This window comes from Luteipulveratus mongoliensis (assembly GCF_001190945.1).
Classification (GTDB): domain Bacteria; phylum Actinomycetota; class Actinomycetes; order Actinomycetales; family Dermatophilaceae; genus Luteipulveratus; species Luteipulveratus mongoliensis.
In genome coordinates this window covers 4092965-4116487 of the sequence record NZ_CP011112.1, presented here as the reverse complement: position 1 = coordinate 4116487, position 23523 = coordinate 4092965, and the positions used below count along the sequence as shown (strand labels likewise).

The following is a 23523-nucleotide window of genomic DNA, read 5'->3' as shown; positions in this document are numbered from 1 at the left end:
CTGCCCTTGATGGGCAGGGCCGGTGTTCGTTTTGGTCCGTACGCCGGAGCCCGGCTCTCCCGACCCGGCCACTCTCCCTGACCCGCCCGCCCGCCCCGCCGAGAAGAGATCCTGATGCTCGAGTCCGCAGCGACGATCGTCTCCGAGCACGCTGACCTGGAGCGGCAGCTGGCTGACCCGGCGGTGCACGCCGACCCGACCGCCCTGCGCCGGCTGAACAAGAGGTACGCCGCGCTCGCGCCCACCGTGGCGGCGTACCACGCGTGGACGAGCGCCAAGGACGACCTCGAGGCGGCCCGTGAGCTGGCGGTCGAGGACGCGTCGTTCGCCGAGGAGATCCCGGCGCTCGAGGAACAGCTGACCGCGACGCAGGACAAGCTCCGCACGTTGCTGCTGCCGCGCGACGAGGACGACGACCGCGACATCATCCTGGAGGTCAAGGCGGGGGAGGGTGGCGAGGAGTCGGCGCTGTTCGCCGGCGACCTGGCCCGGATGTACCTCCGGTTCGCCGAGCGCGCCGGCTGGAAGGCCGAGATCGTCGACGGCACGGACTCCGACCTCGGCGGCTACAAGGACGTCCGGATCTCCATCAAGGCCAAGGGCACTCCCGAGCCGGGGACGGCACCGTGGGCGCGCCTGAAGTACGAAGGCGGCGTCCACCGCGTGCAGCGCGTCCCGGTCACCGAGTCGCAGGGCCGCATCCACACCTCGGCCGTCGGCGTCCTCGTCACTCCGGACGTCGAGGAGGACGACGAGGTCGAGATCGGTCCCAACGACCTCAAGATCGACGTCTACCGCTCGTCGGGTCCCGGCGGGCAGTCGGTCAACACGACCGACTCGGCCGTGCGCATCACGCACCTGCCGACCGGACTCGTCGTCTCCTGCCAGAACGAGAAGTCGCAGCTCCAGAACAAGGAGTCGGCGATGCGCGTGCTGCGAGCACGGTTGCGGCAGATGCAGATTGACGAGCGCGAGGCGCAGGCGTCAGCAGCGCGCAAGTCGCAGGTCCGCACGGTCGACCGCTCCGAGCGGATCCGCACCTACAACTTCCCCGAGAACCGGATCGCCGACCACCGCACCGGCTACAAGGCGTACAACCTGGACACGGTCCTCGACGGTGACCTCGGCGCCGTGGTCGACTCCGCGGTCGCCGCCGACGAGGCTGCGCGGATGCAGGCCGTCGCCGATGGGTCATGACGAGATCCGTGAGGTGACGGCTCGGCTCGCGGAGGCCGGCATCCCCTCACCGGAGCACGACGCGGTCGCGCTGCTCGCTCATGCGTGGGGCCGCTCGGTTGCCGAGGTCCGGCACGCCCAGGTCATGGGCCGTACGCCGCCGGCCGACGTCCGCGACCGTCTCACCTCGTTGGTCGACGCCCGGGCCACGCGGGTGCCGCTGCAGCACCTCACCGGCGTCACAGGCTTCCGGGGCATCGAGCTTGCTGTCGGGCCAGGCGTTTTCATCCCGCGACCCGAGACCGAGATGCTCGTCGACCTCGCGCTCGCCGACGTGGCACACGGTGGCCTCGTCATTGATCTGTGCACGGGGTCCGGTGCGATCCCACTCGCCATCAAGCAGGAGCGCCCTGACCTGACCGTCCTCGCCGTCGAGCTCGATCCGATGGCTCATGCTTGGGCCGAGCGCAATCGCGATCAGCTGGGTCTTGAGGTCGAGATTCGTTGTGGCGCAGCGCAATCCGCGTTCCCGGACCTCGTCGGTCTGGTCGATGTCGTGGTCAGCAATCCTCCCTACATCCCCGTCGGGATGGTGCCGATCGACCCGGAGGTCCGCGACCACGACCCCGAGGTCGCACTCTTCGGGGGTAGCGACGATGGTCTCAGGATCCCCGTCGAGGTCGCGGCAAGGGCCGCAGAGCTGCTGCGTCCAGAGGGTCGCCTCGTCATGGAACACGCTGATGTGCAAGGCGACTCGCTGCCGCGCGCGCTGACGCGGCAGGGCCACTGGGCGGACATCCAGGACCATTGTGATCTGACTGAGCGTCCAAGAGCCCTGACGGCCGTCCGCGCGCCCTAGGGTCAGCAGGGTGACCGATCTCGAGCGCACCCTCACCGCCGCATCGGACCCCACCCAACGCCGACATGTCGTGCGCTCGACCGTACGAGTGCTGCTGGTCGACGATCAGGACCGGGTCCTGCTCTTCCAGGACAGCGACCCCGGCATCGACAAGACCTGGTGGATCCTGCCCGGCGGCGGCATCGATCCGGGGGAGTCCGAGCTCGACGCCGTGGTGCGTGAGATCGATGAGGAGACCGGCCTCGCGCTCGGACGCGCAGCCGTGCTCGGGCCGTTGGCCCGGAGGCACGTCGTGCATGGCTACAGCGACCAGGTCGTCGATCAGGACGATGCGTTCTATGTCGCACGGGTCGCGACGTTCGAGGTGAGCACCGTCGGCTTCACGCCGGAGGAGCAGGTCACGATCCAGCAGCACCGCTGGTGGAGCCGCGCCGACGTCCTGGCCGCGACGGATGAGATCTGGCCGGCAAACCTGATGGATCTGTGGGACCTCGTGGGGGTCACCAAGGCGTGGCCGGTCGTGCTGGATCAGGTCGAGGAGTCCAGCGTTCCCGCGTCTCTCGGTCACCACGGGGCGGTCCAGGACAGATGACAGGTTGGTCTCGGATGCGGCTGCAGCCGGAGTTCTGAGCGCCTCGTCCCCTTCAGTGAGGCCATGGGAGGTCATCTTCATGGAGGTCGGCGCGCCGTTGCGGCGCTAGGAGTGACGCTGCTCGCCGCGGTCGCGGTTGGCGGCTGCGACGACCCCACGCCTCAGCGGGCGCCCAGCTCACCGACCATGTCGCCCTCGCCGGCGTCCAGCCCTGGTCCCGCCGACATCGCGAGGTGGGCGGCCGGCCGCTCGGACCCTGTTCCAGACACCATCTATCCGAGTCGGGGCAACGCCGGACTCGACGTCCTGCACTACGGGCTCGACCTGACCTGGTCGCAGCAGACCAGGACCTTAACCGGCACGGCGGCCCTGCAGCTGCGCGCAACGGCCGACCTGCCGCGGATCACCCTCGACTTCCTCCATGACTACGTCATCGACTCAGTGACGGTCAACGGGAAGTCCGTCAGCGGATCGACGTCCCCGCAGGACAAGCTCACGGTGCCCACCCCGCTCACGAAGGATGCTGCCGCCGCTGTGGTCGTTCGCTACCACGGCACTCCGCGTCCGATCGCAGACCCGTCCAAGCGCACCGACATCGAGCCGCTCGGGCTGACCGTGACACCGACCGGCGAGCTCTGGACGATGCAGGAGCCGTACGGCGCCCTCACCTGGTACCCCGTCAACGACCAGCCTTCCGACAAGGCGTTGTACGACATCGCCGTCACCGCGCCCGCGGGCTGGGTCGGCGTGGCATCGGGTACGCCAGCGGGGACCAGCGGACAGACCAACCGGTACACGACCACCGACCCGGTGTCGTCGTACCTCACGACCGTGGCGGTCGGGCCGTTCAAGAAGGAGGAGGCGAACGGGCCGCGAGGACTGCCACTGACGTACTGGGTCCGGCCGCAGGACGCTGACGAGCTCGAGGTCGCGCGCGAGTCCCCGGCGATGATCGCCTGGCTCGAGCAGCGGTTCGGACCGTACCCGTTCGCCAGCGGGGGCCTGGTCGTGGTCGACAGCCGTTCGGCGATGGAGACCCAGCAGCTGGTCACGATGGGACAGATGGGCCCGGTGGGCATCGGACGGCCGCGGTTCGAGCGCAACCTGCTGCACGAGTACGCGCACCAGTGGTTCGGCGACACGGTCAGTCCGAAGACGTGGAAGGACGTCTGGCTCAACGAGGGCTGGGCCTACTACGCGCAGGTGCTGTGGCAGCAGGACAAGGACCACACGCCCAATGCCGATCTGGACCAGATGATGCTGACGGAAGATGCCGCCGATCGGAAGGAGTCCGGGCCACCCGGAACTCCTCGTGCGGACAGCTTCGCGGCGCGCAACGTCTACACCTGCGCCGCGGCGATGCTGCACCAGATCCGCAAGACCGTCGGTGACACCGCGTTCTTCACGATGGCACGTGGCTGGTCGCAGGAGCATCGCAACGGCAGCGCCGATCGGGCGACCTTCATCGCCTACGTCAACAAGAGCACCGGCCGTGACCTCACTGCGCTGATCAACACATGGCTGGACTCCACGACCCAGCCCCGACCGGTGACCTGACGCTCAGACTCGACGGGCACTGCGCAGGCCGACCGCGTAGTAGCCGTTGCCGTCCAGCACGGACACGCCTCCGACGTCACCCATGGTGGGGCCCTCGAACGTCTTGCGGCTGGAGAAGAACCGACGTCGCCCAGCGCTGTCGATCCCGAGGTAGAACGCCACGTGATTGATGATCCCGTCACCCTCGGTGCTGAAGAAGAGCAGGTCGCCGGGCCGCAGCGCCGCGAGGTTGGTGGGACGTACGCCGGTGTCCGGGATGACCATCGTGCCGGGCCCTCGGGCGGCCAGGTCCTGGGCACGTCGGGGGAGACCGGGGCCGGCGACGTACCCGCTGAGCAGCGGAAAGCCGAACCGGAGTCCGAGCAGCAGCCGGACGAAACCCGAGCAGTCCACCATGCCGTACCGATCGGTCCTGGGCATTCTGGTGACGCCGTCGTCAAAGGTCCACGGCACGCCGAGGTAGTCCTGGATGTCCGACCCTTCGAGGTGCTCGCCGGCGACGATCGGACCGTACGCCGCGTCCCCCGCATAGCGGGTGCCGTCGGCATCGGTGATGTTCGGCGCTCCGTCGACATACTGCATCGCCAGGGTGAGGATGTCGCCGACCGGGCTCCCGACGACGGCATTCAGCCACGGACGCACCCAGGAGGCGCTCGCCTCGCCGGCTGACCAAGCCCTCGGCGCGACCCGCACCCACGTGGACTGCCGCACGGTCGCGGAAGTGCTGCCGGCCTCGGCGAACGTCCGTGCCGGTCCGGCCAACGTCACGGTGCGTGCTCGGTCGGTGAATGTCGCGACCAGCTTGCCCGTGCCGTCGTACACGTCGGTCCGGGCAGGTGGGCTGTGCCTGACGAACTGGTAGATCGCTTTGTTTGCGCTGCCCATTCGCCCTAATGCGGCGCTGGTGGGGGCGGCCCCCAGCAAGGCGAGGACAGTGCGTCGAGAGATTGTCGGGCCGATTCCTGAGCGTGCGGACATGGAGTACCCCGATCAGAGACCGTAACCCCGAGCTGGCGTCTGCACATCCACCGTGACATTCGTAGTCGGCGGGAGGAAAGCCCCCCGCCGATCTACGTTTGGTCAAGATTGGGGCATCAGCCTTTCAAGCCACCGGCGGCGACAAATCCGTCTCGCAGGCGCCGACCGAGTACGAGATAAAGCAGCACAACCGGCAGAGAGTAGAGGATCGAGAAGGCCGCGAGCTGCCCGTACGCCACCTGTCCGTACTGTGAGGAGAAGGTAAAGAGACTGACTGACGCGGGCAATTTGTCGGGTGACAGCAGCAGCATGAAGGGCACGAAGAAGTCGCCCCACATCTTGGCGAACGTCAGCATCATGACGACGGCGGTGCCGGGCCGCATCAGCGGCAGCACGATCGACCAGAGGGCCCGAAGCGTCCCGGCGCCTTCGGTCCAGGCGCTCTCCTCGAGCTCCTTGGGGACTCCGTCCATGAAGTTCTTCATCAAGAAGATCGCGTACGGTAAGGACGACGCCGCGAGAAAGAAGATGGCGCCGATCATCGAGTCGATCAGGTTGACCCGCACGAACATCGCATAGACCGGGACCATGATCGCGGTGATAGGCAAGCCGGTCGCGAAGATGATGGTGAGCAGGAATGGCCGCTTGGCGCGCGACTGGTAACGACTGAGCGGGTACGCTGCCAGCGCCGAGCAGATCATGGTCAGGATCGTCCCGCCACCGCAGAGAATCACGGAGTTCCAGATCGGCCGATACGTCGTGTCCGTATTGAGCACCGCGCGGTAGTTGTCGGTGCTCGGGCTGCCCGGCCACTCCACGGACAGCGAGGCATTCGGGTTGATGGAGGCAAGGATCACCCAGAGCAGCGGTATGCAGAACACCACGGCGATGATGAGGAGAATGACCGACGAGCCGGCCTTGACGGTGAGATTGCGTTTGGCATGCCCGCCACGGCGGCCGGCCTTGGCGGTTGCGGCTCCGACGCCGGTCAGGGTTGCTGATTCGGTGCTCATTCCTTGTCCTCCTTCGGCAGCACGCGCAGGTAGGCCAAGGCGGCGAGACCGCCCACCAGCAGCAGCATCAGGGCGACGGCGGTGCCGTATCCCAGCTGCCCGTAGCTGAACGCCTGCTCGTACATGTAGAGCGGCAGGGTCTGGCTCTGGATGCCGGGGCCGCCACCGGTCATCACGTAGATCAGCCCGAACACCGACAGCGTCTGCAGCGTGGTGAGCATTAGACACGTCATGATCGAGCGCCGCAGCAGCGGCAGGGTGATCGACCAGAAGCGGCGTACGGGGCCGGCTCCGTCGATCTGCGCGCTCTCATCCAGCTCGGGGGAGACCTGGGAGAGGGCGGCGGAGTAGGTCAGCATCGCGAACGCCGTGCCTCGCCAGATGTTGGCGAACGACACCGCAATGATCGGTGAGGCGATGAGCCAGTCCTGATTCGGCAGATGCAAGAAGCCGAGGATGCCGTTGAGCGAGCCACCGTCGGAAAGGAAGGTGTACCAGAGGTATCCGGCGACGACCTCGGGCACGATCCAGGCTCCGACCACGATCGTGCCGGTCAGGACGCCGACCCAGGTGGCCGACCGCCGCAGCAGCAGCGCGAGCGCCATGCCGAGGACGTTCTGACCGATGATCCCCGACACGACCGTGAACACCAGCGTGAGGCCGACGGCGTTCCAGAACTCCGACGTGTCGAACGCGGTACGGAAGTTGTCGAGTCCGACGAACGACGTCTCGGACGCGCCCTCGCCGCGCAGCGCACGGTTGGTGAACGCGAGATAGATGCTGTAGAGGACGGGACCGGCCAGGAAGGCTCCGAGCACGAGTACCGCTGGCAGCAAAGGGATTCCGCGTGCTGCCGTACGACGGTGCGGACGTCGGTCAGGTGGTTCGGCGCTGTCTCGTCGGGCAGCCGTCTCCGTGAGTGTCGCCATCACGCCTCCTTCATCGTCTCGGACTTGCCGACGATGTCGATGACCGCGGCGTCGTATGACTTGGCTGCCGCCTGTGGGGACTTCGACCCGATCATCACCGACTCCGTCGCGACCTGAATGGCGTTGGAGATCTGTGGATAGGGCGCCAGCGCCGGCCGATACGTCGTGTTCTTCACCAGCTCGGTGAAGAACCCGACCGTCGGTGAGGAGTTCTGGTAGCGCGGCTGGGCGGCGATGTCGCGGCGTACGGAGATCTGGTTGTCCGCGATCGCGAAGTCGGTCATGTTCTGGGTGCCCATCATCTGCTCGACGAACTGCCAGGCCAGGTCGGGCTGGGACGCCTTGGCCGGCATCGCCCACGAGAAGCCGCCCGACAGAGTCACCAGGCCGGGCGCCTCACCGTGCTGGGTCGGCATCTTGGCCAGCTTGAGGACCTTGTGAGCCTCCGGCCAGGCGGCGGCGGCGCCCTCGCCCCACGCACCACCGATCCAGCAACCGTCGACCGCCATGGCGAGCTTGCCGTGGGGAAACCAGTCGCTGGAGACCGTCTCGCTGAGGTTGGGGTCGAGCGCATTCGCGATCGGCGGCCCGAGCTTCTCGTCGAAGATCGTCTTGATCATCTGCAGGCTGTCGATGAAGCCCTTGCTGCCGAGCACCCACTTCTTGTGCTTCTCGTCGTAGAGCTTCGACCTGGTGCCGTAGAGCAGCATCTCGAAGCCCTGCATGGACGTCTTCTCGCCGGACGCCTTGCCGGCGTAGATGTTGATCGGTACGACGCCGGGCAGCTTCTTCTTGACGGCTCGCGCCGCGGTCAGGATGTCGTCCCAGGTGCGGGGCTGCCACGGCGCGGGGAACCCGGCCTTGGCGAGCAGGTCCTTGTTGTGCCAGATCGCACGCGTGTCGGTGAATATCGGTACGCCGTAGTGCTTTCCGTCCTCGGCCTGCACCGCGGTCTGCGTGATCGGATAGAACTGGTCCCACATCGGCCACTTGTCGAGCAGGTGGTCGATCGGTTGCAGATAGCCGGCCGCGACGTCGGACTTGAGGATGAACGTGTCCTCGTAGACCAGGTCGCACGCCGTCCGCGACGAGCTCATCATCAGCTCGTTCTTGGTGAAGTAGTCGTTCTCCGCCGCGACCAGGGGCACCAGCTCGACCGTGATGTCCGGGTGAGCCTTGCTGAACTGCGCCGCCACCTTGGTCAGGTAGTTGCTCATGATCTTGCCGGACCCGAACTGCTGATAGCTCACCCGAAGGGTCTTGCCGCTGTTCGAGCTGCACCCGGCCAGGGCGGCGAAGGGCACTGCCACTGCCGCCCCGCCGACCAGTCTGAGCACGTCACGACGAGTGTGGTCCGGTCTCGTGATCCAGTCCGCCATCTGCGTTCCTCCAAGTCATCGCCATTGATGAGTCGTGCGGATGCTGCTCGGTCAGGGGCGCCGGAAGCGCAACGTGACGATCTGGAACGGTCGAAGATCGATCTCGGCAGCGCCAGATCCGTTGGTGCGCAACGCCTTCGGCTCGATCTCTCGCTCGAGAAGGTCGGTCTCGGCCACGTCGCCGTGGTCGACCACCGTCACAGTCGAACGAGACCGGCCGCCATGCGGCTCATAGAGGCGTACGACGACGTCGCCTGACCGGTCGGCTGCGAGCTTGACCGCCTCGACGACCGCGGGCCCGTCCACGCTGACCAATGCCTCGGGTGCTGCACCCAGGTCGACCTCCCGGATCGGCAGATTGAGCCGGTAGCCCTCGGCCACCGCGTCGGCGATCGAGGCTCCAGGGCGGATGCTGTAGCGCATGCGGTGCTCACCGGTGTCGGCGTCCGGGTCGGGGAACTGCGGCGCCCGGAGCAGAGACAGACGGACCTGGGTGGCCACACCCTCATTCGTCGAGATCCGTTGGATGTCATGCCCGTACGTCGCATCGTTGGCCACGGAGACGCCATAGCCGGGCTCGCCGACGTGGACCCAGCGGTGGGCACAGGTCTCGAAGCGGGCTGCGTCCCACGAGGTGTTCTGGTGGATGGGGCGGTGGACGTGGCCGAACTGGATCTCCGACGTGGCGCGGTCGGCGTGGACGTCCACGGGGAACGCCACCTTGAGCAGCCGCTGCCGCTCCTGCCAGCTGACCGTAGTGTCGATGTCCACCGCGGGTGACTCGGTGCTCAGCGAAATACGTTGCTGGACAGTCGATTCCGCGATCTGCCGGGTGACAACGACGGCGTCGCCATCGATGTCGACAGCCGTGGCGCCGGACACCTCGATCTCGTTGCGCCGGTAGTGCTCGTTGACGTCCCAGGCATCCCACTCGTTCGGGATGTCCTCGAAGAGCTGCAGGTGGTTGCCGGTCATGCCGGTCGGGATGAGCTCGCGGTCTGCCTGGAGGTCGACGACTGACACGAGCTCGCCCCGGGGATCGACGGTGACCGTCAGCGCATCGTTGCTGAGAGTGACCGATCCATCGGCGCCCTTGGCTACCGATGCCTTTTCGGAAGACGAGTCAGTCGGTGCCGCGCCGAGGGCGGGAACGCCGGCACGAGCGTACGGTCCAGCGTTCAGGCGGACGCGTGAGTCTCCTTCGCCACCAAGCGATTTCAGCGCCTCGCCGATGATCGACTCGAGGCTGCGCTCGATCTCCTCGTAGGTGCGCTCCGCGTCCTCGTAGACCCAGCTGATCGACGAGCCGGGCAGGATGTCGTGGAACTGGTTGAGCAGCACGATTCGCCACAGGCGCTGCAGCTCGTCGTACGGGTAGTCGTAGTCGCCGCGGACTGCGGCGGCGGACGCCCACAGCTCGGCCTCACGCAGCAGGTGCTCGCTGCGCCGGTTGCCGCGCTTGGTCCGGGCCTGGGAGGTGTACGTGCCGCGGTGGTACTCGAGGTAGAGCTCACCGGACCACGTGGGTGCGTCGGGGTAGTCCTCGGAGGCGCGGTCGAAGAACTCCCTCGGGCTGGCGATCGTGACCTTGGGTGCTCCCTCGAGGTCACGCTGACGCTCGGCGGCGCCGAGCATCTCGCGCGTGGGCCCGCCTCCACCGTCGCCGAAGCCGAACGGCACCAACGAGATGTTGGTGCCGCCCTTCTCACGGAACTGGTGCTCGGCGCGGAGCAGCTCGGTCGCGGACAGCTCGGAGTTGTAGGTGTCGACCGGGGGGAAGTGCGTGAAGACCCGAGTGCCGTCGATGCCCTCCCACTGGAACGTGTGGTGCGGCATCGTGTTGGTGTCGTTCCAGGAGATCTTCTGGGTCAGGAAGTACGTCGACCCCGATGCCTTCACCAGCTGTGGCATGGCCGCGGTGTAGCCGAACGAGTCGGGCAGCCAGACCTCCTGCGTGTCGACGCCGAACTGCTCGAGGAAGAACTGCTTGCCCTCAATCAGCTGACGTGCCAACGCTTCTCCGCCGGGCAGGTTGGTGTCGGACTCCACCCACATACCTCCGACCGGCACGAACTGACCGGCCGCGACCTTGGCCCTGATCCGCTCGAACAGCTCCGGGTAGTGCTCACGGATCCACTCGAACTGCTGCGCAGAGGAGCACGCGAAGACGAAGTCCGGATGCTGGTCCATCAGGTCGACCACGTTGGAAAACGTGCGCGCGCACTTGCGCACCGTCTCTCGAGTCGGCCACAACCACGCGGAGTCGATGTGCGCGTGTCCGGTCGCGATGACCTGGTGCGCGCTGGCGACGGCGGGGGAGGCGAGCACCGGTGCGAGCGCCTCGCGTCCGGCCGCAGCGGTGCTGGCCAGATCGCGCGGGTCGACCGCGTCGAGCATCCGGTCCAGTGCGCGGCTGATGACGGCCAGCCGCGGCGAGTCAGCCGGGAGCTCCTCGAGGTAGCCGGCGAGGACCCAGATGTCCTGAGTCAGCTCCCAGACGGCCACGTCGAGGAGCGCGATGTCGAGGCTGCGGAACTCGTAGAGCTCTTGCGTCCCAGCCGTCTCCTTGGAGCCCAGCGGCGTCGGCATGAACCAGCCGTTCTCGGCGATGAAGGGGTTGGCCGCAGCCTCGACGTAGAAGTCGATGTCACCCTGCTCGCCCCTGATCGCCTCGATCGGGACGTGGGCGTTGCGCGGCTCGATTCCCTTGATAATCGTGCCTTTTGGGCCGTACGTGGTGGCCTCGGCCTGGAAGCCAGGGCCGGCGTCGTTGAAGCCGAGGTCGATCACCGCCTCGAGCTGAGTGCCCGCGACATCCGCCCAGCCCTCCGGGATCGAACCCGTGACGTGGAACCAGGTCGTGCCCCACGGACGACCCCAGCGGGAGTCGATCCCGGCACCGGCCACGAAGGGTGCGTACGACTGAGAGGTCGCCTCGTCGTACGGCACTGGCTCGCCCGGCGCGTCCCATCGCGTGAGGGTGAGCGGGTGTCGTTCGCGGTAAAGCGCGGCCGGGAGGTACTCCTGACGGAATCGCTTCAGGCGCGCTCGGACAAAGGCGGCGTTGTCGTGCATCGATCCCTCGTCTGTTCCCTCTGGACGAGACTCCTCCTCCAGCCGAGGTCGCAGGCTCCCTCGGCTGGCATCGTCGTCTCATCGTGTTTCGTCGGCTCCGGTGCCGTCCGCGGAGACTGGCGCCAGCATCAGCCTGTCAAAAGATCGGCGACGACGGGACGTGCGAAGGGAATCGTTTTCTCATGTGGGACGGATCAGCCTGGTGGTGCTCAGATGAGCGCGTGTTACCAGCCCGTGGCGAGCAGCGCGATGACCGTGAGCAGAGGGAACAGGCCCTGTACGACAGCGCCGCGCAGCTTGCTGCGATCACTGCCTCCGAGGATGAGGGCGGCCGCCAGCATGGACGCCGTGGCGGAGGCCACCAGTGCGACGCCGGCTTCGTCGTGGTTGCCCGCGTGGAGGATCAGACCGACCGCCGTGATGATGGCGAGGAAGAGGTTGTAGAAGCCTTGGTTGAAGGCCCACGGCTTCATCACCTCCGCCTCCTCGACCGAGCGGATCCCGAACGCCTTCAACGTCGACGGATGGGTGAAGCGCAGCGACTCGATCACAAAGATGTAGACGTGCACCAGGGCGGCGAGCGCCGCCGGGATCGCCACGAGCATGGAGGCATCCTCAAGGGTCGGGCGCCGGTGGCACCGAGTGTGCCGATGCTACGGCTCAGTTGGGGTCGCTGATCGTGATGCCGGCGAGGTCCTCGAGGATCTCGGTGGCCTGACGCGTCGTCACGATCGCGCCCTTCATCGCCTTCAGCCGGTCCAGGTCACACGGCCCGAGAGCGGCACCCCTCAGGTCGGCGCCCTCGAGCAGTGCCATGTGGAGGTCGGCGTTGAGCAGGTCGCAGCCGTCGAAGGTGCACCACCGCAGGTCGGCACCGCGGAGCACGGCCTCCGTCAGTCGGCAGCCGGACAGGTCGGTGCGGGCCAGGGGAGCACCGACCAGCGTCGCGGCGAACAGGTTGCACCGCTCCAGTCGGAAGCCCAACCCGCGCACCCGCTCGAAGTTGGCACCCATCAGACGGCACCCGACGAAGCGCGCGTCCGCCAGCTGAGCGCCCCGCAGGTCCACCCGGTCCAGCGTGCAGTCCACGAAGGTGGCCTCTGACAGATCCGCGTCACGCAGGTCGGCGTCCTGAGCGTCGCACCGGGTCAGCGTGACCGGACCACGGGCGGACTCCACGACCGCGCGCAGCCCAGGTCCGTCGTACGACGCGTCCGTCAGCTCCTCGTCTGTCATGGGATGCACTGTGCCAGCGACCTCGGACTACGCTCGACCGCGAGCGCTGGAAGACACGTCAGGCAGCGGCCGCGCGAACCAGAGACATGTGCGGCTGGTCGGACGTTGAGCAGATGCCGAAGCCACGACACGAGACGAGGCAGTCATGGGATTCCTGGACCGGTTGTTCGGGCGCAAGGACCAGCAGCAGGGGCAGGCGGGCTTCCCGCAGCCGCCGCAGCAGGAGGGCTACGGGCAGCAGGCAGGCTTCGGACAGCAGCAACCGCCGGCCGAGGCCGCGCCCCAGGGCGGGTTCCAGCAGCAGCCGGCGCCCCCGGCGTACCAGCAGCCGCCGCAGCAGCAGACGACCGACGCCGACCAGCAGGCGATCCAGCGCTACGAGTACCTCCTGCGTACGGCCCCGCCGGAGCAGATCGAGAAGGCGCACGAGCAGGCGTTCGCTCAGCTGACACCCGCGCAGCGCCAGCAGGTCCTCAACAAGCTCGCCCAGACCTCGCCCCAGGACGCGCCGCGCGACGACTCGCCGCAGTCCCTGGCGCGCAGCGCGACGCGGATCGAGATGCAGCAGCCGGGCACACTCCAGCGTGCGTTCGGCGGGCCTGGCCTCGGCGGTCGAGCGGGTGGCGGTGGCCTCGGGATGGGCGGCATGCTGCTCGGCAGCGTTGCCGGTGCGTTCATCGGTACGGCCATCGCTCAGGAGCTGTTCGACAACGACGTCACCAGTGACGCGACCCTCGACGACAGCGCCAACCCGGACAATCAGGGCGGTGGCGACCAGGGTGCGGATCAGGGTCAGGGCGACGCCGGCTCCGGCGATGCGGCATCCGGTGACGCCGGCGCCCAGGCCGACACGGCGGCGTACGACGGTGGTGACCCGGGTGCGGGCGCGGACTCTGGCGGTGGAGACTTCGGTGGAGGGGACTTCGGCGGCGGAGACTTCGGTGGGGGAGACTTTGGCGGTGGATTCGATGGCGGTTTCTAGGAGTGGTGTGTGAGTCCAGTCTTCGACTGCTCGACCTCGGAAGGGCGTGAGGAGGGGCTGGCTGCGGCCAGGACGGCGATCGGTGACGGTCGTCTCGTCGTGCTCCCCACCGACACGGTCTACGGGCTCGCGGCTGATGCGTTCAGTCCGGCCGGTGTGGCGGCGATCTTCTCTGCGAAGGGTCGCGGGCGAGAGATGCCGCCCCCCGTGCTGGTCCCCAACCCCCGCACGGTCGACGGACTGGCCATGGCCATGCCGTCTTACGTCAAGCGGCTGATGAAGGAGTTCTGGCCCGGCGGGCTGACCCTCGTCGTACGCGCGCAGCAGTCCTTGTCGTGGGACCTCGGCGAGACCAACGGCACGGTCGCGCTGCGTATGCCCGATGACGAGCTCACCCTGACTCTGCTGGCCGAGACCGGTCCGCTCGCGGTGAGCAGCGCCAACCGCACGGGCCAGCCGGCTGCCACGACGGCCACCGATGCCGGTTTCCAGCTCGGACCGTTCGCCGACATCTACCTCGATGACGGCCCGCGCGACGCACTGCAGCCCTCGACCATCCTGGACTGCACCAAGCCCGACCCGATCGTGCTGCGCGAGGGCGCGGTCTCGCTCGACCGGCTGCGCGAGGTGCTCGGTGACATCGACCTGGTGGCACCGCACGTCGAGGAGCCGTTCGGCGTCGGCGAGGATGACGGGGTCACTGGCGGCGCACCGGAGCTGCCCGAGGATGTCCAGCTGGCGTCGTCCGCTGACGTCGACGAACCGGAGCCGCCTACCCTGGGCCAGCACTGGCAGGATTCTTCGACCGTGCAGCCGCACCGATCGTTCGGGAGCACAGCGCTCCCGCGCCCCGAACCATCGGTGGACGAGGACCAAGCCGAGCCAGCCGCTCTTCCAGATCAGCCCAGCCCGCCCGAGACAGCGACAGGTGACCAGCGATGACCACGCCCTTCTACGGTTCCGACTACGACGCACTCGAGCAGTTCGATCCCGACATTGCAGGCGTGCTGCTCTCCGAGCTCGACCGGCTGCGTGGTGGCCTCCAGCTCATCGCCAGCGAGAACCTGTCGAGCCCTGCGGTCCTCACCGCACTCGGCTCGACGCTGTCCAACAAGTACGCCGAGGGCTACCCCGGGCGTCGCTACTACGGCGGCTGCTCCGAGGTCGACAAGGCCGAGACGATCGCCATCGACCGGTGCAAGGCGCTCTTCGAGGCCGACCACGCCAACGTCCAGCCGCACTCTGGCGCGAGCGCCAACCAGGCGGTCTACGGCGCGTTCATGAAGCCGGGCGAGACCATCTTGTCGATGTCCCTGCCGCACGGTGGCCACCTCACCCACGGCACCAAGATGTCCTTCTCCGGCAAGTGGTTCAACGCCGTCAACTACGGCGTCGACAAGGAGACCGAGGACATCGACTACGACGAGGTCGAGGCACTCGCCAAGGAGCACCAGCCCAAGGTGATCCTCGCGGGCGGCTCGGCCATCCCGCGTCTCATCGACTTCGAGCGCTTCCGCAAGATCGCCGACGAGGTCGGCGCCATCTTCTGGGTCGACGCCGCCCACTTCATCGGCCTGGTGGCCGGCAAGGCCATCCCCTCGCCCGTGCCGTACGCCGATGTCGTCTCGTTCACGACGCACAAGGTGCTGCGTGGCCCGCGCTCCGGCGCGCTGGTCTGCAAGGAGGAGCACGCGAAGGCACTTGACCGCGCGGTCTTCCCGATGATGCAGGGCGGCCCGCAGATGCACACGATCGCGGCCAAGGCGGTCAACTTCAAGGAGTGCGCGACGCCGGAGTATGCGACCTATGCCAAGCAGGTCATCGCCAACGCGCAGCAGCTCGCAACGTCGTTGGGGGAGAAGGGAATTCGCCCCACGACGGGCGGCACCGACACCCACCTCTCGCTGCACGACCTGCAGGGCATCAACGTCACCGGTGCGGACGCCGAGCTGCGTGCCGACGCGGCCGGCATCGTGCTGAACAAGAACGCCATCCCGTTCGACCCGCAGAAGCCCAACATCGCCTCCGGCATCCGCGTCGGCTCACCGTCGGTGACGACGCAGGGGATGGGCGTCGAGGAGATGAAGCAGATCGCCGACCTGATCCACAAGGCGATCACCGAGGGCGACGGCGACCCGGACCACGCGGTGGCCAAGGAGGTCCGCGCGCAGGTGACGGATCTCGTGGGCCGCTTCCCCGCGTACCCGCGAGGCTGACTGAGCTCCAGTGCGCGAGTACGTCCTGGTCGCGGTCATCGCGGCCGTCTTCACCTTCGTCGCCACCCCGGTGGCGCGCTGGGTGGCTGTCCGCTTCGGGGCGGTCACGCCCGTGCGCGGCCGGGACGTCCACTCCGTGCCGATCCCGCGACTCGGCGGGATCGCCATGCTGGTCGGATTTACCGTGGCGATCCTGGTCGCCATCCAGCTGCCGTATCTGTCGACACTGCCGCATCGTCCCTTGGCCGGCGTGCTGGCCGGCGCCACGCTCATGTGCCTTCTCGGGGCCATCGATGACTTCCGAGAGCTGGATGCGCTGACCAAGTTCGCGGGGCAGCTCATCGCGGCCGGGGTGATGGCGTTCTCGGGCGTCCAGCTGATCACCTTGCCGATCGCCGGGCAGACCGTCCTGCCGCAGCCGGTGATGATCGGGCTGACCGTCTTCATCGTGATCGCCACGACCAACGCGGTGAACTTCGCCGACGGCCTCGACGGGCTGGCGGCCGGAGTTGTGGCCATCGCTGGCGGCACCTTCTTCATCTGGGCCTACTCGATGCCGAACACCGGCAATGATGCGAGCACCGCCAGCGTCTTCTCGGTCGCGACCTTGATCACGGCCGGGCTGGTCGGCAGCTGTGTGGGCTTCCTCCCACACAACTTCCACCCGGCACGACTGTTCATGGGCGACTCAGGCGCGCTGCTGCTCGGACTGCTGCTGTCGGCGGCAACGATCTCGTTGACGGGTCAGTTCGACCCGGCGACCGCCGACAACCGCCAGGCGACTGTCGCGCAGTGGCTGCCGATCGCCTTGCCAGTCGCGATCCTGGCGCTGCCGGTGCTCGACGTGGTGATGGCGATCATCCGCCGGCGCGGCCGCTTCTCCCAGCCCGACTCCAAGCATCTGCACCATCGGATGTTGCAGATCGGGCACACGCACCGTCGTGCGGTGCTCATCCTGTACCTGTGGTCGGTCTCCGTGGCATCGGGTGTGCTCGGCTATGCGTTCCTCCCGGCCAGCTGGGCGACCACGCTGGTGGCCTGCCTTCTGGCCGCGTCCCTGTTGCTGACGTGGGGCGTACCTCGCTGGAGCCCGGCTCGTCGACTGCGGCCCTGACCTGTTGCGGAGCCGGGGGAGTGACCCCGATTGGCGGCACGCCAGATGCTTGTGATAGTTTTCACAAGCGTTCGAAGGAACGCCAGATTGCCTCTTCGCGAGGCGCCCGTTGACGCCCACGATCTGTGCAGATTAAGGAAGCCCGACGATGGACTCCCGCCCGCGAGACGCGGCTAGGCCGACCAAGGCCGTCGCTGTCGGTGACAAGCCGTTCGCTGCCATGCTGCAGGCCGGTGTGCTCGCCTCGATGGTTGCGTTCCCGGTCGTCGTCATCGCGCTCTGGATTGCCCGAGACAGCAAGGGCGGCGGCTCCGCGGCGCTCGGCGCCCTGCTCGCGGTCGTCTTCTTCGCGGCCGGCCTGCTCATCATGGGCAAGATCGTCGATGACAACCCGATGACCGTGATGGCGGGCGCGCTCGCCGTCTACCTTGGGCAGATCATCTTCCTCGGCATCGTCATCCTCTTCCTGTCCGACGCGAGCTGGATCGACGGGCCGGCGTTCGGTATCGCCGTGCTGGCGATCGCGCTGGTCTGGCAGGTCGCGCAGATTGCCGCCTTCATGCGGATGCGCAAGCCGGTCTACGACGAGCCTTCCTCCGCAGACGACTCCACCGAGGAGACGTCATGATGGTTCGTACGCCCCACGTGTCAGGACACGCATATGAGCGCCTCTTCACCCGGCAGTCCGTCGCCGGACCCGCGCGACCCGGAGCCCTACCGCGGCCCGGAGCAGGGTCGGCACTCCGAGGGACCCATTCCCGAGGCAGTCGCGTGGAGCGTCACGGCCTACCTCATCTCCGGCCCGTTTCTGTACGGCGGACTCGGCCTGCTGCTCGACCACTGGCTGGGCACTCAGTTCCTTGTGGTGCTCGGCATCCTGGGCGGTATGGCGCTGTCCATGTACCTGATCTGGTTCCGGTACGGTACGTCCTGACTTCTGCAGGACCTGAGCACCGCGCGTCACCGCGGCGCTCGCCGGCTCCTGGGGCCATCCGGTGGATCTCATCTGCCACCTCCCAGCCCACCCCCACGTCCGAAGTTCTGCACCAGGTCGAGGAGATCTCGTGAGCTACACCGTGCTGGCCGCCCTGAGCGGTCTCAGCGCCTCATCCGATGGCGGAGATGGCTTCGAAGCCCCGACACCGGAGGAGTTCTACCAGCCGTTCTTCGGCTCAGGTGACTTCTCGGTCACGCGGCCGATGTTCCTGTTCGCCATCTCGGCGGTCATCGTCGGGGCGTTCCTCATCTTCTCCACGCGCAAGGCGGCGGTTGTTCCCGGTAAGGCCCAGTGGGTCACCGAGCAGGGCTACAACTTCATCCGCAACGGCATCGCGCAGGACATCATCGGGTCGAAGGAGTTCCTGAAGTACGTCCCGCTGCTGTTCACCCTCTTCTGCACGATCCTGGTGAACAACCTCTTCGGGGTCATCCCGCCGTTCCAGTACCCCACGATGGGTCGCGTCGGATTCCCGATCGCCCTCGCGCTGCTGGTCTACGTGATCTACCAGGTCATCGCCTTCCGTCGGAAGGGTGTCCTCGGCTACCTCAAGGACCTCGTCCCCGCAGGTCTGCCGGGCTGGATCAAGCCGATGATCCTGTTCCTGGAGATCATCACCTACTTCATCACCCGGCCGGTCACGCTCGCACTGCGACTCTTCGGCAACATGTTCGCCGGTCACATGCTGCTCCTGCTGTTCATCCTCGGCGGCGAGTACATGATGTTCCACGCCTCGGGCTTCCACATGAAGATCTTCGGCGGCGCGTCCTACCTGCTGGCCGCCGTGATGACGGTCTTCGAGATCCTGATCGAGTTCCTGCAGGCGTACATCTTCACCATGCTGGCGGCGACCTACATCGCCGACTCGCTCAGCGAGCACCACTGACGGCCGTCGCCGTTCGAGACCAACAACTTCATACGCACACCAATCACACTTCCGGCCGGTGGCATACCGCCCGGGGACACCAGAAACACGAAAGAGAGACCGTCGTGGAAGGCACCATCAACATCGGTGGCAACATCGCGATCATCGGCTACGGCCTGTCTGCGATCGGCCCCGGTATCGGCATTGGCCTCATCTTCGCCGCCTACATCAACGGCGTGGCCCGTCAGCCCGAGGCTCGCGGCATGCTGCAGTCGATCGCCATCCTGGGCTTCGCCCTCGCCGAGGCGCTGGCCATCTTCGGCCTCGTCCTGGCGTTCGTCTTCAAGAAGGGCGTTTGACGCGCGCCGGTCTGCACATCTCGTACGTTCAGCGGACCTAGGAGAACCCCGTGCACAACATCGCCACCGCAGCTGCTGCGGTCGTGAGCGAGGACAAGGTAGCCGGCCGAGCCCCGATCCTTCCCCACCTGGGGGAGCTGATCTTCGGGATCATCGTCTTCTTGCTCCTCCTCTGGGTCGTGGCCAAGAAGGTTGTACCCAAGCTCGAGCAGGCCTACGCCGAGCGCACTGCTGCCATCGAAGGTGGCATGGCGCAGGCTGAGGAAGCTCAGAAGGAGGCCGAGGCTGCCAAGGCGCAGTATGAGGCCCAGCTGGCCGATGCTCGCGCGGAGGCCGCCAAGATCCGCGAGGATGCTCGTTCCCAGGGAGCGACCATCATCGAGGAGATGCGTACGCAGGCTGGTACCGAGGCAACTCGGATCACCGAGTCGGCTCACAAGTCGATCGAGGCCGAGCGTCAGCAGGCTGCTGTCTCGCTGCGCGGCGATGTCGGTCGGCTGTCCACTGACCTCGCCGGCCGCATCGTCGGTGAGTCGCTCGAGGACGAGACGCGTCAGCGTGGCATCGTCGAGCGCTTCCTCGCCGAGCTCGAGGCCGGCGACGTCACTCCGGAGAAGATCACGCCGGCCGGTGGCGCCACCCCCGCCGGGACGGAGTCCTGATGCAGGGCGCCTCCCGGTCGGCCCTGGCCAAGGGACGCGACGAGCTCGGCCAGATCCTGGCCAGCGTCATTGACTCGACGCAGATCGGCGATGAGCTGTTCTTCGCGGGTCAGACGCTGGACGGCAGCGCGTCCTTGCGACGCGCGCTGGCCGACCCGTCGCGCGAGGCCGCTCCGAAGCAGGACCTGGTCGAGCGTCTCTTCGGCGGCAAGGTCGGCAACGAGACGCTCGAGCTGCTGCGCGCCCTGGTCGCGCAGCGCTGGTCGGGCGAGCGCGACCTGGCTGACGCGCTCGACCTGCTCGGTGCCGAGGCGATCGTCGCGTCGGCAGAGCAGCAGGGGCGGCTGGACCAGGTCGAGGACGACCTGTTCCGTTACGGCCGCACGGTTGCCGGCGACGCGGGCCTGCGTGACGCGTACAACGACCGTCAGCGCAGCGGGGCCGACAAGGCCACGCTGACCACGCGACTGCTGGACGGCAAGGCGGCGCCCGAGTCGGTTCGGCTCGCGGCGCACGCGGCGGAGGCCCCTCGGGGTCGCCGGTTCGAGAAGGCGCTCGAGGGCTATGTGGCAGTCGCTACGCAGCGGCGCGAGCAGCTGACGGCGCTGGTGACGGCGGCAGTGCCGCTGGACCCGACGCACGTGCAGCGGCTCAAGCAGGCGCTGAACGATATGTACGGCAAGCCCGTTCAAGTGAATGTCGTCCTCGACCCGCACGTCGTCGGTGGCCTTCGCGTACAGATCGGTGACGAGGTCATCGACGGCACGATCGCTCGACGGCTCGATGACGCACGACGTGGGTTGGCCAGCTGAGCCACGCACGACACGGCGCCGACCGGCGTACGACACAACTGCAGCAGACCTCGCACGACACACAGACTTCGGGACGCACCACGATGGGCGACCCGGCACGAAGGAGTAGATGATGACGGAGCTCTCGATCCGTCCGGATGAGATCCGCGACGCCCTGGACGGTTATGTCCAGTCCTACGAGCCTGGCGCGGCCTCCCGTGAAGAGGTCGGTCGCGTGAGCGATGCCGCTGACGGCATCGCCCACGTCGAGGGCCTGCCCTCGGTCATGACCAACGAGCTGCTGAAGTTCGAGGACGGCACGCTGGGCCTCGCGCTCAACCTCGACGTCCACGACATCGGTGTCGTCGTCCTCGGTGAGTTCTCCGGTATCGAGGAGGGCCAGGAGGTCAAGCGCACGGGCGAGGTCCTCTCGGTCCCCGTCGGCGACGCCTACCTCGGTCGCGTGGTCGACCCGCTCGGCACCCCGATCGACGGCCTCGGCGAGATCAAGGCCGACGCCCGCCGCGAGCTGGAGCTCCAGGCGCCCAACGTGGTGTCCCGTAAGTCGGTCCACCAGCCGCTGATGACCGGCATCAAGGCGATCGACGCCATGACGCCGATCGGCCGCGGCCAGCGTCAGCTGATCATCGGTGACCGCAAGACCGGCAAGACCACGATCGCCACCGACACGATCATCAACCAGAAGCAGAACTGGGAGACCGGCGACCCGGAGAAGCAGGTTCGCTGCATCTACGTCGCCATCGGCCAGAAGAACTCCACGGTCGCCGAGGTGCGCAGCACCCTCGAGGAGGCGGGCGCGCTGGAGTACACCACCATCGTCAACGCCCCCGCGGGCGACCCGGCCGGCTTCAAGTACCTCGCCCCGTTCACCGGCTCGGCCATCGGCCAGCACTGGATGTACGACGGCAAGCACGTCCTCATCGTGTTCGACGACCTGTCCAAGCAGGCCGAGGCGTACCGCGCGATGTCGCTGCTGCTGCGCCGCCCGCCGGGCCGCGAGGCCTACCCGGGTGACGTCTTCTACCTGCACTCGCGTCTGCTCGAGCGTTGCGCCAAGCTCTCCGACGAGCTCGGCGCCGGCTCGATGACGGGTCTGCCGATCATCGAGACGAAGGCCGGTGACGTCTCTGCGTACATCCCGACCAACGTCATCTCGATCACGGACGGCCAGATCTTCCTGCAGGCCGACCTGTTCAACTCCAACCAGCGTCCGGCCGTCGACGTCGGTGTCTCCGTCTCCCGAGTCGGTGGCGCCGCGATGACCAAGGCGATGAAGGCCGTCACCGGTTCCATCAAGGTCGACCTGGCGCAGTTCCGCGAGATGGAGGCGTTCGCCATGTTCGCCTCGGACCTGGACGCCGCGTCCCGTCAGCAGCTCGCCCGCGGCGGGCGTCTGATGTCGCTGTTCAAGCAGGCACAGAACGCGCCGTTCCCGCTGGAGGAGCAGGTCGCTTCACTGTGGTCCGGCACGACCGGCCAGCTGGACTCCGTCAAGGTCGAGGACATCCAGCGCTTCGAGGCGGAGTTCCTGGACTACCTGCGTCGCAACGACAAGGGCCTGCTCGACGCCGTGCGCGAGACGACCAAGCTCGACGACGACGGCAAGGCACGCCTGCAGACCGCCATGGACGCCTTCAAGAAGGAGTTCCAGGCCAGCGGTGACCACGGTGGCGAGGGCTCGGAGCAGCACGACGAGATCGCCCAGGACCAGATCGACCAGGCCAAGATCGTCAAGAACCAGGCCTGAGCCTGACCCCTTGACGAGCTGACGCCGAGAAGACGAGAAGGAGGGCCGCATGGGAGCGCAGATGCGCGTCTACCGGCAGCGCACCAAGTCTGTCCAGTCGATGAAGAAGATCACCCGGGCGATGGAGCTCATTGCAGCATCGCGCGTGGTGAAGGCACGGCAGTACGTGAAGGAGTCCACGCCGTACGCCATCGCCATCACGCGGGCCTGCTCCGCCGTGGCGTCGCACTCGGACACTGCTCACCCGCTGACCACCGAGCGCGAGAACCCCAAGCGCGCCGCGGTGCTCATCGTGACGTCCGACCGCGGACTGGCCGGGGCGTACTCGGTCAATGCGATCAAGAAGAGCGGCGAGCTGATCGAGCGACTCACCAACGAGGGCAAGGAAGTCGTGCCCTTCTTGGCTGGTCGCAAGGCCGTGAGCTACTACAAGTTCCGTCGTCGTGAGTACGCCGCGGAGTGGACCGGGTTCTCGGACAAGCCCGACTTCGAGACCGCGCGGGAGATCGGCCAGCGACTGGTCGATGAGTTCACCCGCGGTTCCGAGGAGGGTGGTGTCGATGAGGTTCACGTCGTCTACACCAAGTTCGTCTCGATGGTGACCCAGGAGCCGCAGGACCTGCGCCTGCTGCCCCTGGAGGTCGTGGAGGGTGAGGCCGACGCCGATGGCGACGGCAACCCCGACGGGCCGACACCGCTCTACGAGTTCGAGCCGAGCCCGGAGCAGGTCCTGGACGCGCTTCTGCCGAAGTACGTCACCTCCCGGATCTTCAACGCGCTGCTGCAGGCCGCGGCCTCTGAGCTGGCTGCCCGCCAGCGCGCCATGAAGTCCGCGACGGACAACGCCGAAGAGCTGATCAAGACCTACACGCGACTGGCCAACCAGGCGCGTCAGGCGGAGATCACCCAAGAGATCAGCGAGATCGTTGGCGGCGCCAGCGCACTCGCGGACGCCAGCTGAACGCCACAGGGAGT

At 67.3% G+C, this 23523-nt stretch carries 23 protein-coding genes; 16 read left to right on the top strand and 7 right to left on the bottom strand.

The features are described 5' to 3' along the window. The first annotated feature begins 114 nt into the window (after nt 1-114). The 4 genes from prfA to VV02_RS19480 all read left to right on the top strand — a co-directional run bounded on the left by prfA (nt 115) and on the right by VV02_RS19480 (nt 4184). A complete protein-coding gene (prfA, locus tag VV02_RS19495) occupies nt 115-1197 on the top strand; it encodes a peptide chain release factor 1 (protein ID WP_052594242.1) in 1083 nt (360 codons plus the stop codon). Further along, nucleotides 1187-2035, top strand: coding sequence for a peptide chain release factor N(5)-glutamine methyltransferase (gene prmC, locus VV02_RS19490; RefSeq protein ID WP_052594240.1), 849 nt, complete (start codon nt 1187-1189; stop codon nt 2033-2035). Before prfA ends, prmC begins: the two co-directional genes overlap by 11 nt. Nucleotides 2036-2045: 10 nt before the next feature. After that, complete coding sequence (locus VV02_RS19485) at nt 2046-2627, top strand: NUDIX hydrolase (protein ID WP_083450299.1); 582 nt, start codon at nt 2046-2048, stop codon at nt 2625-2627. 63 nt (nt 2628-2690) lie between these two features. Continuing rightward, entirely contained in the window at nt 2691-4184 is a 1494-nt protein-coding gene (locus VV02_RS19480) for a M1 family metallopeptidase (RefSeq protein WP_083450298.1), read from the top strand. Between the two features lie 3 nt (nt 4185-4187). Here the strand turns inward: VV02_RS19480 and VV02_RS19475 are convergent, their stop codons facing one another. From VV02_RS19475 to VV02_RS19445, 7 genes are all read right to left on the bottom strand, one after another. Next, entirely contained in the window at nt 4188-5069 is an 882-nt protein-coding gene (locus VV02_RS19475; RefSeq protein WP_052594237.1) for an NlpC/P60 family protein, read from the bottom strand. Between the two features lie 209 nt (nt 5070-5278). After that, a complete protein-coding gene (locus VV02_RS19470; protein ID WP_052594236.1) occupies nt 5279-6175 on the bottom strand; it encodes a carbohydrate ABC transporter permease in 897 nt (298 codons plus the stop codon). Further along, on the bottom strand, nt 6172-7104 hold the full coding sequence (locus VV02_RS19465; protein ID WP_052594234.1) for a carbohydrate ABC transporter permease: 933 nt from the start codon (nt 7102-7104) through the stop codon (nt 6172-6174). Before VV02_RS19465 ends, VV02_RS19470 begins: the two co-directional genes overlap by 4 nt. Continuing rightward, on the bottom strand, nt 7104-8483 hold the full coding sequence (locus VV02_RS19460; protein WP_052594233.1) for an extracellular solute-binding protein: 1380 nt from the start codon (nt 8481-8483) through the stop codon (nt 7104-7106). The genes VV02_RS19465 and VV02_RS19460 overlap by 1 nt, the downstream gene beginning before the upstream one ends. Before the next feature lie 51 nt (nt 8484-8534). Further along, the gene (locus VV02_RS19455; RefSeq protein ID WP_052594231.1) at nt 8535-11558 is read right to left on the bottom strand and encodes an alpha-mannosidase; all 3024 of its coding nucleotides are present in this window, start codon (nt 11556-11558) and stop codon (nt 8535-8537) included. A gap of 224 nt (nt 11559-11782) precedes the next feature. Next, entirely contained in the window at nt 11783-12163 is a 381-nt protein-coding gene (locus VV02_RS19450; RefSeq protein ID WP_052594229.1) for a DUF1304 domain-containing protein, read from the bottom strand. 55 nt (nt 12164-12218) lie between these two features. Further along, on the bottom strand, nt 12219-12794 hold the full coding sequence (locus VV02_RS19445; RefSeq protein WP_052594228.1) for a pentapeptide repeat-containing protein: 576 nt from the start codon (nt 12792-12794) through the stop codon (nt 12219-12221). Between the two features lie 145 nt (nt 12795-12939). On the opposite strand from VV02_RS19445, the gene VV02_RS19440 reads away from it, so the two are divergent. From VV02_RS19440 to VV02_RS19385, 12 genes are all read left to right on the top strand, one after another. Continuing rightward, nucleotides 12940-13776, top strand: coding sequence for a hypothetical protein (locus VV02_RS19440; RefSeq protein ID WP_052594225.1), 837 nt, complete (start codon nt 12940-12942; stop codon nt 13774-13776). Nucleotides 13777-13785: 9 nt separating this feature from the next. Next, entirely contained in the window at nt 13786-14718 is a 933-nt protein-coding gene (locus tag VV02_RS19435) for an L-threonylcarbamoyladenylate synthase (RefSeq protein ID WP_083450297.1), read from the top strand. Next, nucleotides 14715-15992 carry a serine hydroxymethyltransferase gene (locus tag VV02_RS19430; RefSeq protein ID WP_052594223.1) on the top strand — a complete coding sequence of 426 codons (1278 nt, stop codon included), beginning with the start codon at nt 14715-14717 and terminating at the stop codon, nt 15990-15992. The genes VV02_RS19435 and VV02_RS19430 overlap by 4 nt, the downstream gene beginning before the upstream one ends. A 10-nt stretch (nt 15993-16002) precedes the next feature. Next, a complete protein-coding gene (locus VV02_RS19425; RefSeq protein WP_052594221.1) occupies nt 16003-17106 on the top strand; it encodes a glycosyltransferase family 4 protein in 1104 nt (367 codons plus the stop codon). 148 nt (nt 17107-17254) lie between these two features. Then, on the top strand, nt 17255-17734 hold the full coding sequence (locus tag VV02_RS19420) for a Cg1360 family ATP-synthase-associated protein (protein ID WP_052594219.1): 480 nt from the start codon (nt 17255-17257) through the stop codon (nt 17732-17734). Between the two features lie 33 nt (nt 17735-17767). Then, a complete protein-coding gene (locus VV02_RS19415) occupies nt 17768-18040 on the top strand; it encodes a hypothetical protein (RefSeq protein WP_218917445.1) in 273 nt (90 codons plus the stop codon). Nucleotides 18041-18170: 130 nt separating this feature from the next. Then, nucleotides 18171-18989: a F0F1 ATP synthase subunit A gene (gene atpB / locus VV02_RS19410; protein ID WP_052594216.1), complete on the top strand. Its 819-nt coding sequence runs from the start codon at nt 18171-18173 to the stop codon at nt 18987-18989. A gap of 122 nt (nt 18990-19111) precedes the next feature. Further along, nucleotides 19112-19327: an ATP synthase F0 subunit C gene (atpE, locus tag VV02_RS19405; RefSeq protein WP_425412298.1), complete on the top strand. Its 216-nt coding sequence runs from the start codon at nt 19112-19114 to the stop codon at nt 19325-19327. Nucleotides 19328-19386: 59 nt separating this feature from the next. Further along, nucleotides 19387-19989, top strand: a complete 603-nt coding sequence (locus VV02_RS19400; RefSeq protein ID WP_052597283.1) for a F0F1 ATP synthase subunit B — start codon at nt 19387-19389, stop codon at nt 19987-19989. Further along, nucleotides 19989-20801 carry a F0F1 ATP synthase subunit delta gene (locus tag VV02_RS19395; RefSeq protein WP_052594213.1) on the top strand — a complete coding sequence of 271 codons (813 nt, stop codon included), beginning with the start codon at nt 19989-19991 and terminating at the stop codon, nt 20799-20801. Before VV02_RS19400 ends, VV02_RS19395 begins: the two co-directional genes overlap by 1 nt. A gap of 112 nt (nt 20802-20913) precedes the next feature. Then, nucleotides 20914-22548: a F0F1 ATP synthase subunit alpha gene (atpA, locus tag VV02_RS19390; protein ID WP_052594210.1), complete on the top strand. Its 1635-nt coding sequence runs from the start codon at nt 20914-20916 to the stop codon at nt 22546-22548. A 49-nt stretch (nt 22549-22597) separates the two neighbouring features. Beyond that, nucleotides 22598-23509: a F0F1 ATP synthase subunit gamma gene (locus tag VV02_RS19385; protein ID WP_052594208.1), complete on the top strand. Its 912-nt coding sequence runs from the start codon at nt 22598-22600 to the stop codon at nt 23507-23509. The last annotated feature ends 14 nt before the right edge of the window (nt 23510-23523 follow it).